Origin of the sequence: Nocardia salmonicida NBRC 13393 (assembly GCF_001613085.1) — a bacterium.
Lineage (GTDB): Bacteria > Actinomycetota > Actinomycetes > Mycobacteriales > Mycobacteriaceae > Nocardia > Nocardia salmonicida.
Map to the genome: position 1 here is coordinate 96,142 of NZ_BDBR01000022.1, position 12,454 is coordinate 108,595.

Consider the following 12,454-nt stretch of genomic DNA (forward strand, 5'->3'; position numbering starts at 1 on the left):
CATGTCGGTCCATACCGAGCGGTCCACCGCGGCCGCCGCAGCGATCCGTCACCACTACGACGCGGGTAACGACTTCTATCGCCTCTGGCTCGACGAGTCGTTGTCCTACTCCTGCGCCCTGCGCGAAAACCCCGACGACACACTGGAACTCGCCCAGGATCGCAAACTGCGATTCCACCTGGACGCGATCGACGCGCAGCACGCCGCCACCGTCCTCGATATCGGCTGCGGGTGGGGCGCGATCCTCGACCGGCTGGCGCACGCCGGGGTCGCCAGGTCCGTCGGGCTGACGCTCAGTCCCGAGCAAGCCGAGTTCGTCCGATCGCGCCATTGCCCCGGCGTCGAAGTGCGGACCGAGAACTGGCTGCACTACGAGCCGGACACCCGGTTCGACGGCATCATCTCGATAGGCGCCTTCGAACACTTCGCGACTCCCGACGACGCACCGGACCAGAAGATCGGGGTGTACCGGGACTTCTTCACGCGGTGCCGCGACTGGCTCGAGCCCGACGGCACGCTGTCGCTGCAGACCATCGCCTACGCGAACATGTCTCGCGAACAAGCCAGCGCCTTCATGCAGCAGGAGATCTTCCCCGACGCCGACCTGCCGACGCTGGCCGAGATCACCGCCGCGGCCGAGGGTCTGTTCGAAGTGCGCTCGATCAGCAACGGGCGCCTCGACTATGCCTGGACGTGCGAACAGTGGGCACGCAGGCTGCGGGCCCACCGCGCCGAAGCCACCGAGATCGTCGGCAGCGACGTGGTGGCCCGCTACGAGCGCTACCTGAAACTGTCGGCGCTCGGTTTCCGGATGGGCAAGATCGGCCTGCTGCGCCTCGTGCTGGTGCCCTACCTCACCGGATTCTTCGCCGACACTCGGGTGCGGTCGGCATGACCACGCATTCGCCCGAACCCGTCGCACCGAGCAGGGCGCGGGTGCGGTTCAACCCGTTCAGCGCCGAATTCCGGCAGGACCCGTACCCGCTCTACCAGCAGTTGCGCGAAGCCGAACCGGTGCACCGGACACTCGGCATGTGGGTGCTCACCCGGCATGCCGAGGTGCGTGGGGTGCTGCACGATCGCTCGTTCAGCGCCGGTCTGATTCCCAGTCTGGTGAGCAGACAGGCCGAGCGGCTCGGGCACTGCAGCGTCGCGCAGATCGAACGCCTCGGGCGTAAGTCGTTGGTGTTCACCGACAATCCCGATCACGCGCGGTTGCGCGGACTGGTGAACCGGGTGTTCACCGCCCGGTCGGTGGAGTCGCTGCGCCCGCTGGTGGCCCGGGTCGCCGCCGACCTCATGGAGCGGGCCTGGCGTGACGGCGGCCTTGATGTCATCGCCGACCTGGCCGCGCCGCTGCCGGTGGCGGTGCTGTGTGAGTGGATGGATCTGCCCGAGGAGTTGCGCCCGCGGGTCGGGCCGTGGACCCACGACATCCGATTCCTGCTCGAGCCCGGCATGATGAAAGCCGGGGATTTCGAACGGGTCCGGGTGGTGGTCGAGGAGTTCGCCGCGGCCATCGATGCCGTGCTGCCCGAGCGACGTGCCCGGCCCGGCAGTGATCTGATCAGCCAATTGCTCGCGGCGCGGACCGCGGGCGGCGATGTGCTGACCGACGAGGAAGTGGTCTTCGTCTGCGTCATGTGTTTCGTCGCGGGCAACGAGACCACCAAATCGCTGATCGGCAACGGGACGCTGGCGCTGCTGCGCCACCCCGCCCAGGCCGCGCTGCTGTGCCGCGGACCGGAATCGGTCGAGGCGGCGGTGACCGAGGCCCTGCGCTACGACCCTCCGCTGCAGTTGACCAAGCGCCTCGCCACCCGCGACATCCAGCTCGACGGCGCCAGGATCTCGGCGGGCGAACAGATCCTGGTGTGTCTCGGCGCGGCCAATCGCGACCCCGACGTCTTCGCCCGGCCCGACGAGTTCGACCTCACCCGCACCGGCGGTGGACATCTCGGATTCGGCCACGGCATGCACGGGTGCCTCGGCGGACTGCTCGCCGAACTACAGGCGCAGGTCGCCTTCGAGTACCTGTTCGTCCGTTCGGAGCACCTGGAACCACGGCAGACGGATCTCGAATGGCAGGACCACAGTTTCATCGTGCGTGGTCTGAAGAGCCTTCCCGTCGACGTGCGGCGGGCACGATGACGGGCACCGGACTGGTCACCTCCTGGTTGCGCGGCGACACCGCGCCCGCTGGGGTGCGGCTGGTGTGTATCCCACACGCGGGTGCCGGCGCGTCGTCGTTCAATCGCTGGCCCGACCTGTTCGGACCGGGGATCGGGGTCGTGCGGGTGCAGCTCCCCGGCCGCGAGGATGTCGCGCAACGTCCGCCGCTGCACCGGGTCGGCGAGGCGGTCGACGAATTGTCCGGACAGATCATGCAATCGGGCGACGAACCGGTGGCCCTCTACGGCCACAGCATGGGCGCGCTGATCGCCTATGAACTGGCTCGCGCGCTGACCGTGGCGGGCAGGCCGCCGGTCCACCTGTTCGTGTCCGGTCGCCGGTCACCACACCTGGCGGCGAGCCGCGCGGTCCTGCATCGCCTGCCCGACAACGACTTCGCCGCGGCACTGGACGCGATGGGCGCCTGGGGTGCGGCGGGCCGCAGCGCGAGTTTCCTGCGGTACGCGCTGCCGCTGACCCGTGCGGACCTGGAGTTGTCGGAGGAATACACCCACCGGCCCCAGCCCCGGCTCGCCTGCCCGATCACGACGTTCTACGGCGACGAGGACCCGATCGCCGACCCGGACGAGGTGTGGGCGTGGGGGTCGTTGACCGACGGCCCGTTCGCCACCCACGAGTTCACCGGTGATCACCTGTTCCACCATCGACATCGCGCGGCAATCGCGGCGATCATGACCGCCGCCCTGACCTGAGGACCGACGTGCAGCTACTTCCCGAGATCCTCGCGCGTCGCGCCGTCGACGAGCCGGACCGCATCGCCTACATCTTCCTCGACGACAACGGTGCCGAGCACACCACCACGACCTATCGCGAACTCCACGAACAAGCGATGGCGGTGGCGCGACTGCTGCGCGCGCGGTGCGAACCGGGCGAGCGCGCGCTGTTGGTGTTCCCGCAGTGCGTCGAATTCATCACCGCCTACTTCGGCTGCCTCTACGCGAATATCGTTGCCGTGCCGGTCAATCCGCCGCGCCGCGGCAAGGTTCAGGACGCGACGCGCTCCATCGTCGGCGACTGCGCGCCCACAGCCGTGCTGACGATCGCAGGGCTGCTCGAGACGCTGCGACCGGCGCTCGAGCCGCTCTGCACCGCACGGCAGTGGCTGGCCGTCGACGAGTTGCCCACGACGCAAACGTCTTTCACCGCGACCGCCGCCGATCCCGATGCCGTGGCGTTCCTGCAGTACACCTCCGGGTCCACCTCCGCGCCCAAGGGCGTGATGGTGACGCATCGAAACCTGGTGGCCAACGAGGAGATGATCCGGCACAGCTTCGGCCACGACCGGGAATCGACCGTGGTCGGCTGGGCGCCCTTCTTCCACGACCAGGGCCTGATCGGCAATGTGCTGCAACCGGTGTACGTCGGCGCGACGACCGTCATGATGTCGCCCACCACGTTCATCCGGCGGCCGTTGCGGTGGCTCGAAGCCATCTCGCACTATCGCGCGCACACCAGCGGCGGCCCGAACTTCGCCTTCGACGCCTGTGTCGCGCGCGCCGCCGCCGGTGAACTGCCCGACCTGGACCTGAGCAGCTGGAAGGTCGCCTTCAACGGTGCCGAGCCGATCCGGGCCGAGACCCTGGACCGGTTCGCGAAGACGTTCGCGCCACTGGGGTTCGGCGCCCAGGCGGTGTTCCCGTGCTACGGCCTCGCGGAGGCCACCCTGCTGGTGTCGGCGAGCGGGAAGGGCCGCGGTTCCCGGTTGCTCGACGCCGATATCGACGCACTCGCCGATCGACGGTATGTCGCGGCCGCGGTGGATCGGGGCCGCACGCTCGTCGGCTCCGGGGTGGCGCTGCCCGGTGAGGACCTGCGCATCGTCGACCCGGAGACGGGCAACCCCTGTCCGGAAGGTCTGGCCGGCGAGATCTGGGTGGCGGGCGACCATGTCGCCCGAGGCTATTGGGGCCTGCCCGAGGCGACCGCCGAGACCTTCCACGCCCGCATCGCCGACGATCCCGAGCGCACCTACCTGCGCACGGGCGACCTCGGAGTGGTCGTCGACGACGAACTGTATGTGGTGGGCCGCCTCAAGGACATCATCATCCTCCGGGGCCGCAACTACTACCCGCACGACATCGAGCACACCGTGCAGCGCGCGCACCCGGCGCTGCGACCCGGTAGCGGCGCGGCGTTCGCGGTGCCGGGGCGCGACGGCGAGAAGCTCGTCGTCGTCCAGGAGCTCGAGCGCGACGCCGACGCCGACACCGACGACATCGTGGGCGCTGTCCGCGCGGCGGTGCTGCAGGAACACGAACTCGCCGTCGCGGAGGTGGTCCTGGCCGCGCCGGGCACCGTGCAGAAGACGAGTAGCGGAAAAATCATGCGATCAGCGGCAAGGAAGCGATACCTGCAATGAGCACCGAGACCTTCGTCTTCGACCCCACCGCACCGGGATTCGCCGATGACCCGTATCCGCACTACGCCCAGCTGCGCGCCGCGGGACCCGCGCAGGAGCACCCGATGGGGTTCTGGATCATCTCCCGGCACGAAGACGTGGCCGCCCTCCAGCGCTCCCCGCATTCCGTCGACGAGCAGCACCTGCGGCACCTGCCCGCGTGGAAGAGCGGCAGTACCGAGGTCCGCAAGGAGAGCCGCGTGATGGGCGGGCTGTCGATGCTGGATCAGGACCCGCCCGACCACACCCGCCTGCGGCGACTGGTGTCGAAGGCCTTCACGCCCCGCTCCATCGAATCGCTGCAGCCGCGCGTCGAGGAACTGGTCGAGGAGGCGCTGGCCCGCATCGCCGCCGCGGGCACCGCGGATGTCATTGCCGAACTGGCCTTTCCGCTGCCCTTCACCATCATCTCGGAGATGCTCGGCATCCCGGTGGGCGAGCACACCCGGCTGCGCGAGCTCACCGAGATCGTCGTATTGGTGTTCGAGCCGTTCGCGAGCCCCGCGACCCAGGACCGGATCCGAGCAGCCAACCAGGAACTGTTCGGGATGGTCCGGGAACTGATCCGCTGGAAACGCGCGAACCCCGGTGACGATCTGCTCACGGCGCTGATCGGCGCCGAGGACAACGGCGACATGCTCAGCGAGGACGAGCTGATCTCGCAGGTGATGTTCCTCTACATCGCGGGCCACGAGACCACGGTGACCCACCTCGGCAGCGGAATCCTGTCGCTGCTGCGGCATCCGGACCAGGCGCGGCGGCTGCGGGACGAGCCCGAGCTGGCGGCCGGCGCCGTCGACGAGCTGATGCGTTTCGACACCCCCGTGCACCTGATGCGCCGGATCACCCTCGCGCCGTTGCGCGTCGGTGACCACGAGATCCCCGCGGGCTCCTGGGTGATCGGCGCCTTGGCCGCCGCCAACCGGGACCCGGAATTCTGGGGCGCCGACGCCGACCAGCTGCGTCTGGACCGGCCGAACGCGCACCAGAATGTCTCGCTCGGTGCCGGCATCCACCACTGCCTCGGCGCCGCGTTGGTCCGGATGGAGGCCCGGATCGTGTTCCCGCGCTTCGTGACCCGCTTTCCCGAGGCCGCGGTGGTCGATCAGACGTGGAACGGTCGGATCAACCTGCGCGGCCTCGCGACCCTGACGGTGGCGGTGTAGCGCTCAGCGCGGCTGTTCGGCGGGCACCGAGAACCGCATGCCGGGTCGGCTCAGGTGCACGGGTCCGTCGAATTCGGCGGACACGTCGTCGCGCCGAGCCTGCTGCCACTGGTCCTGTGCCGAACCGAAATGGGTCAGCACCACCGAGCGCGCGCCCGCGGCGGCGGCGACCCGCCCGACCTCGCCGGCCGAAAGGTGGCCGTGCGGGGTGCGATCGGGCTCGGCCAGGGTGGACTCGGCGAGAAAGATGTCGACGTCGGCGGCGAGCGCGACCAGGTTGTCGTTCCAGCCGGTGTCGCCGGTGAACGCGAGACTGCCGGTGGGGCTTTCGATCCGGACGCCGCAGGCGGGTTCGGTGTGCACCATGGGCACCAACTCGATGCTGCAGTCGGTGAGCGCGTAGGTGGCGCCGCGCTCGTATTCGATGACCTCGTAGGCCAGGTCGAACGCCCGGTTCAGATCAGGGAAGGTCTTCACCGGGAACAGCGCGGCGAGCTGGTCCAGTTTCGCGCGAGCCCCTTTCGGCACGAACAGCTTGATCCGGCGGTCCGGGGCGTCGGCGGCCTTGCGCATCGCCTGTTTGCCGATGGGCAGCACGTCGTAGCAGTGATCCAGGTGCAGGTGGCTGATGACCACCGCGTCGAGCAGGCTCGCGTGCACGTAATTGCCGAGCATCACCGCGATTCCGGGGCCACAGTCCAGCAGAACTCGCGACTGGCCGGTCTCGACCAGATAGCCCGAGCTGGCGCCGCCGTCGGCGGGCATGCCTGCTCGATTTCCGACGATTGTCAGGTGCATTCGACGTACCTTTCGACACGGAAGTTTCGAGCCCGACGGTATCGAGGGAAACCGGCGCCGCCGACTCGTATCGAACATTCCGATCCGTCCATCGCATTTCCTGATCGAATCGACGAGGTCAGTGCTCTGACCTGTGAAAACGTCCGGAAGATCATTCGGGGAGAGCGAATTTCGGAATTTGCGGTATCCGACACCGAATACCGTTGACCAACGGTGCGAATAGGTGCTGCGAAAATGAGAACGGGGATTGTGATGACCAACGGTGTGAGTTCTTCGATGGGCCGGGAATTGCCGCTGCGCGGTGCGGTGAACGCGCGGGACCTGGGTGGGTTGCGAACGATGGACGGGCGGCAGGTGCGCCGCTTGCGGGTGCTGCGGTCGGACCTGCTGACCTCGCTGGACGCCGCGGATGTGTCGTTCCTGCTCACCGAATGCGGGCTTCGCACGATCGTCGACCTGCGTGCGCCGAGCGAGATCGTCACGGACGGAACAGGTGCCGTGGTCGACGCCGTCGCGGACTACCGCAACCTGCACGTCTACGGCGCGGACCGGGTGCGCCTCGACCTCACCGAGGTCTCGCCCGACGGGAGCATGTTCGACCGGTACTGCGAATACCTCGAGCACAGCAGCGAGAACATCGCCGCCGTGCTGCGCCTGCTCGCCGGGCCGGGCCAGTTGCCCGCGCTGGTCCACTGCGCCGCGGGCAAGGATCGCACCGGGGTGGTGGTCGCCCTGCTGCTCGCCGTCGCCGGGGTGCGCGCGGACGACATCATCGCCGACTATGCCGCCACCGCACCGAATATCGCGGCGCTACGGGCACGAGGGGCGCGCGCCGCTCGACCGGAGGGCGACGCGGCAGACCGCCTGCCCGCCTGGGTTTTCGCCGCCGACGCGGAAACCATGCGCCAATTCCTGGCCCACCTGGACGCCGAGTACGGCGGTCCCACCGTGTGGGCGACCGACGCCGGTCTCGACCAGGCGACGCAACGACAGTTGGCCGACAACCTGCTTTGTGACTGAGGTCACAGATCGACGGCGATTTCGTCCCATTCTTCCCAGAACGTTTTCTAATGCTTGGGAACTTCTTTACTATTGTCAGGACTCTGTGTCTGGAGTCCGAGCTCTTCCGAGCAGTGCTGCAGATCCGCCGTTCGCTCGCAGCTCAGCATCAATTGCCAGTGCATGTTCGACCGATGAACCGGGACCTCATCCGCCCCGGCGAAGGAGAATGATGACCGACAATGATCCGGGCACCACTACTACGGCGACCGCGCGCACGCTGTCGCATGCTTCACTGAAATCGGTTCTCCAGCAAGATCTTCCAGCGTCACTCGTAGTGTTCCTCGTGGCGCTACCGCTGTCGCTCGGGGTCGCGCTGGCCTCCGGCGCGCCTGTCGTCGCCGGGCTCATCGCCGCCGCCGTCGGCGGCGTGGTCGCGGGATTGCTCGGCGGCTCGAAGGTTCAGGTCAGTGGGCCGACCGCGAGTCTGGCCGTCGTGGTGGCGGGAGCGGTCCAGCAATTCGGTTGGGCCGCCATGTGTTTCATCACCGTCGGGGCGGGTGTGCTGCAGATCCTGTTCGGGCTCAGTCGCGTTGCGCGCGCCGCGCTGGGAATCGCGCCGGTGGTGGTGCACGCGATGCTGGCCGGCATCGGGGTGGTCATCGCCCTGCAGCAGGTGCACGTGCTGCTCGGTGGAACGACGGTCAGCTCGCCGTTGGCCAGCATCGTCGCGCTCCCGCATCAGGTGGTGTCGGCGCAGAAGGGTGACTTGTTCGTCGGACTGCTGGTGATCGCCGTGCTGATCGGATGGCAGTATCTGCCGCGCCGGGTGCGGGTGGTGCCCGGCCCGCTGGTCGCCGTGGTGGCGGCGACGGTGGTCTCGCTGGTGCTGCCGATGACGGTGGAACGGGTGCGCCTGGACGGCTCGCTGCTCGACGGCATCGGGTTGCCCGCGCTACCGCACGGCGGGTGGTTGCCGCTCGTGCTCACCATGCTCACCGTCGCCCTCATCGCCAGTGTGGAGACGCTGCTCTCGGCCGTCGCGGTCGACAAACTGCGCCCCGACCAGCGCACCGACTTCGATCGGGAATTGCTCGGTCAGGGCGCGGCGAACATGGTCTCGGGCGTGCTGGGCGGTCTGCCGATAGCCGCGGTCATCGTGCGCAGCATCACCAACGCCAACGCGGGCGCTCGCAGTAGGGCGGCCACCGTGCTGCACGGTGGGTGGATCCTGGTGTTCTCGGTCGCGTTGGTCGGCCTGGTCCGCCAGATCCCGACGGCGGCGCTGGCCGGATTGCTGGTGCTGATCGGGGTGCAGTTGGTGAAGCTGGCCCATATCAAACGCGCCCGCCGCACCGGCGACATCTACGTCTACCTGGTCACCGTGATCGCGGTCGTCGCGCTGAACCTGTTGCAGGGCATGGTGATCGGACTGCTTGCCTCGTTCGCGCTGCTGCTGTGGCGGGTCGTGAAGTTCACCATCACCGCGGCGCCGCGCACCGATGGAACCTGGCTGGTGCGGATCGCGGGCACCTGCACCTTCCTGGCCGCGCCCCGGCTCACGACCGAACTGGCGAAGGTGCCCGCGGGGGTGGACGTGACGGTCGAACTGAGCGTGGACTTTCTCGACCACGCCGCGTGCGAGTTGCTCTCGGAATGGGCCGATGTCCGTGAATCCAGTGGCGGCACAGTCGAGTTCGTAGAGCTCGGCGCCGCGCGGATGGCCCGCACCCACGACGGGCCGCCCGACCACGGGCACGCGCGCAAGGCGGTCGTCGACCCGATTCGGCCGTGGCGGCGCAGCGGCGGCGTCGACCCGATCGCCGCGGGCATCGCGGCCTACCATCGCGAGCACGCGCATCTGATGCGGCCGCACCTGGCCGGACTGCAACACCGGCCCGATGCCGACACCTTCTTCCTGACGTGCGCCGACGCCCGCATCGTGCCCAACGTCATCACCAACAGCGGCCCCGGCGACCTGTTCACGGTGCGCAATGTCGGCAATCTGGTGCCGGTCGGCGGCTCCGACGTCTCGGTGGAGGCGGCGCTGATCTACGCGCTGGACAAGCTCGATGTGCGCTCGGTGGTGGTGTGCGGGCACAGCGGCTGCGGGGCGATGGAAGCGCTGTACCGGCAGGTGCAGGCCGGGCCCGGCCTCGACGACTGGCTCGCCCATGCCCAGCCGACGCTGACGGCGTTCCACAGCGGCCACCCTGTCGCCGAGGCCGCCAGGCTGGCGGGCTTCGGCCCGATCGACCAACTCGGCATGGTGAACGTGGCCAGGCAGGTGCAGACCCTGATCGATTATCCGGCGGTGCGAAGCGGCATCCAGGAGCGCGGGGTGGCGGTGTCGGGACTGTTCTTCGACCTGGCGACGGCGCGCGTCATCGAGATCACCGCCGACGGGATCGCCGACTTCGACGACGCCCGTCGGGCTGCCGCCGAGCCCGTGTAAGGGGGTAGTTGTGGGTCACACCACAGACTGCCTGCCGTTATGGCGACTCCCACTGTTTGTGCGGCACACTGGCTTTGCCAATTCTTTACCAATAGGTTGGATCCACCCAGTACCCGGTTCGCCGTCGCACCGGTGTCCCCTTTGCTTCACCGTCCTCGTGATGATCGGCCTCGGCCCAGCGCCGGGAGCCGGCGAAGGAGAGTCATGTCTATCGAGAACGACCTTGCTCCGCCCCGTGCGGACGAGTCATCCCGCCCCGCGTGGCAGCAGACGCTGCTACGACATGATCTACCCGCTTCCATCGTAGTTTTCCTGGTCGCGCTGCCCCTGTCGCTCGGCATCGCGGTGGCCTCCGGCGCACCGATCGCCGCCGGTCTCGTCGCCGCCGTGATCGGTGGTGTGGTGGCAGGTCTGCTCGGTGGGGCAGTTCTGCAGGTCAGCGGACCCGCCGCGGGTCTGACCGTGGTCGTCGCCGAGTCCATCGCGCAATTCGGTTGGCGCGTCACCTGTTTCATCGTGGTCGCCGCGGGCGTGCTGCAGATCCTGTTCGGGCTCAGCCGGATCGCGCGCGCCGCCCTCGCCGTGGCTCCCGTGGTGGTCCACGCCATGTTGGCCGGTATCGGCATCACCATCGCCCTGCAGCAGGTCCATGTCCTGCTCGGCGGCTCCTCGCACAGCACCGCGCTGCGCAACTTGACCGAACTGCCCGGGCAGCTGCTGTCGCTGCACGGTGGTGACGCGCTCGTCGGCGCCGTGGTGATCGCGGTGATGCTCGGCTGGAAGTACGTCCCGCCGAAGCTGCGCGCGGTACCGGGCCCGCTGATCGCGGTGCTCGTCGGCACCGTGCTCTCCCTCGGCCTGCCCGAAATCGAGCGCATCGCGCTGAGCGGGTCGGTCTTCGACGCGCTCGGCCTGCCGGAACTGCCGTCGGGCAACTGGTCGGCCGTGGCCATGATGGTGCTGACCATCGCCTTGATCGCCAGTGTGGAGAGCCTGCTCTCGGCCGTCGCGGTCGACAAGATGCACACCGGTCCGCGCACCGGATTCGATCGGGAACTGATCGGCCAGGGCACGGCGAATGTCGTCTCGGGCCTGGCCGGCGGCCTGCCGATCACCGGCGTGATCGTGCGCAGCGCCACCAACGTGCAGGCGGGAGCGCGGACGCGGGCCTCGGCCGTCATGCACGGCCTCTGGATTCTGCTGTTCTCGGTGGCGCTGGTCGGTCTGGTGGAGCAGATTCCCAAGGCCGCGCTGGCCGGCCTGCTGATCGTCATCGGCATGCAACTGGTGAAACTGGCCCACATCCGGTTGGCTCGGCGGACCGGCGACCTCCTGGTCTATGTGGTGACCGTGCTCGGCGTGGTGTTCACGAATCTGCTCGAAGGCGTGGTCATCGGGTTGGGACTGGCCTTCGGGCTGCTGCTGTGGCGGGTCGTGCGCGTGCAGGTGACGGCGCAGCCGCTGCCCGACGGGCGCTGGCAGGTCCACATCGACGGATCGTGCACCTTCCTGGCCCTGCCGAAACTGTCGGGCGAACTGGCGAAGGTGCCCGCGGGCGTCGACGTGACGGTCGAGATGACCGTCGACTTCCTCGACCACGCCGCCTTCGAGGCGATCGAGGACTGGCAGCGTCAGCACGAAAGCAGCGGTGGCCGTATCGATTTCGTCGAGATCGGGCACGCCCGGATGGCCGACACCCCGGGCGCGCCGCCGACGCGTGGATTCGGTCGCGCCGCGATCGACGACATGCTCCGCCCGTGGCGGCACCAGAAGTCCGGCGGCGACGCGATGACGGCGGGTATCGCGGCCTTCCATCGCGGCTCCGCGCATGTGGTGCGCCCGCACCTGGACGGCATGCACCAGGACCCGGATTCGTTCTTCCTCACCTGCTCGGATTCGCGGATCGTGCCCAATGTGATCACCAACAGCGGCCCGGGTGACCTGTTCACGGTGCGCAATGTCGGCAACCTGGTCCCGGTCAGCGGCGACGATTCGGTCGAAGCGGCGCTGACTTTCGCCTTGGACTCGCTCGCGGTCCGCTCGGTGGTGGTGTGCGGACATTCCTCGTGCGGCGCGATGAAGGCGGTGCACTCCGCCGCCGACACCGGCGGTGGGCTCGGCTCCTGGTTGCGTCACGCCGAACCCGCGCTGCAGCGATTCCGCGCCGGTCATCCCGTCGCCGTGGCCGCCGCGGCGGCCGGGTACAGCGAGGCGGATCAGCTGAGCATGGTCAATGTCGCCGTGCAGCTCGAGACGCTGGGACGCAATCCCGCCGTGCGACGCGCGGTGGCCGAGCGCGGGTTGGTGCTGTCGGGGCTGTTCTTCGACATCGCGGGCGCCCGGGTGCTCGAGGTGACCGTCGACGGGGTCGGCGCGATCGACGATCACGCCGCACTCGCTGTCACCGGTGGCTGAACAGCCACGTTGCTACTCGGCGGCGATCGG

Annotated in this window: 9 protein-coding genes; 8 read left to right on the forward strand and 1 reads right to left on the reverse strand. The window is 68.6% G+C overall.

All coding sequences use genetic code 11. The annotated features are described in order from the left end of the window. Position 1: 1 nt before the first annotated feature. The 5 genes from NS1_RS21770 to NS1_RS21790 are packed head-to-tail and all read left to right on the forward strand — an operon-like array spanning position 2 to position 5,757. The gene (locus tag NS1_RS21770; protein ID WP_062987223.1) at positions 2–895 is read left to right on the forward strand and encodes an SAM-dependent methyltransferase; all 894 of its coding nucleotides are present in this window, start codon (positions 2–4) and stop codon (positions 893–895) included. After that, the gene (locus NS1_RS21775; RefSeq protein WP_062987225.1) at positions 892–2,151 is read left to right on the forward strand and encodes a cytochrome P450; all 1,260 of its coding nucleotides are present in this window, start codon (positions 892–894) and stop codon (positions 2,149–2,151) included. Before NS1_RS21770 ends, NS1_RS21775 begins: the two co-directional genes overlap by 4 nt. After that, positions 2,148–2,885, forward strand: coding sequence for a thioesterase II family protein (locus NS1_RS21780; RefSeq protein ID WP_218019963.1), 738 nt, complete (start codon positions 2,148–2,150; stop codon positions 2,883–2,885). The genes NS1_RS21775 and NS1_RS21780 overlap by 4 nt, the downstream gene beginning before the upstream one ends. Positions 2,886–2,893: 8 nt before the next feature. Further along, positions 2,894–4,552, forward strand: a complete 1,659-nt coding sequence (locus NS1_RS21785; RefSeq protein WP_255284632.1) for a fatty acyl-AMP ligase — start codon at positions 2,894–2,896, stop codon at positions 4,550–4,552. Continuing rightward, entirely contained in the window at positions 4,549–5,757 is a 1,209-nt protein-coding gene (locus tag NS1_RS21790; RefSeq protein ID WP_062987229.1) for a cytochrome P450, read from the forward strand. The genes NS1_RS21785 and NS1_RS21790 overlap by 4 nt, the downstream gene beginning before the upstream one ends. A 3-nt stretch (positions 5,758–5,760) precedes the next feature. Here the strand turns inward: NS1_RS21790 and NS1_RS21795 are convergent, their stop codons facing one another. Beyond that, a complete protein-coding gene (locus tag NS1_RS21795; protein ID WP_062987231.1) occupies positions 5,761–6,555 on the reverse strand; it encodes an MBL fold metallo-hydrolase in 795 nt (264 codons plus the stop codon). Between the two features lie 234 nt (positions 6,556–6,789). Between NS1_RS21795 and NS1_RS21800 the strand changes: the two genes are divergently transcribed. From NS1_RS21800 to NS1_RS21810, 3 genes are all read left to right on the forward strand, one after another. Then, positions 6,790–7,575 (forward strand): tyrosine-protein phosphatase, encoded by a 786-nt coding sequence (locus NS1_RS21800; protein WP_084503899.1) that lies wholly within the window; start codon positions 6,790–6,792, stop codon positions 7,573–7,575. 208 nt (positions 7,576–7,783) lie between these two features. Next, positions 7,784–10,009: a SulP family inorganic anion transporter gene (locus NS1_RS21805; RefSeq protein WP_062987235.1), complete on the forward strand. Its 2,226-nt coding sequence runs from the start codon at positions 7,784–7,786 to the stop codon at positions 10,007–10,009. Positions 10,010–10,213: 204 nt separating this feature from the next. Beyond that, the gene (locus NS1_RS21810) at positions 10,214–12,424 is read left to right on the forward strand and encodes a SulP family inorganic anion transporter (protein WP_062987237.1); all 2,211 of its coding nucleotides are present in this window, start codon (positions 10,214–10,216) and stop codon (positions 12,422–12,424) included. Positions 12,425–12,454: the final 30 nt, after the last annotated feature.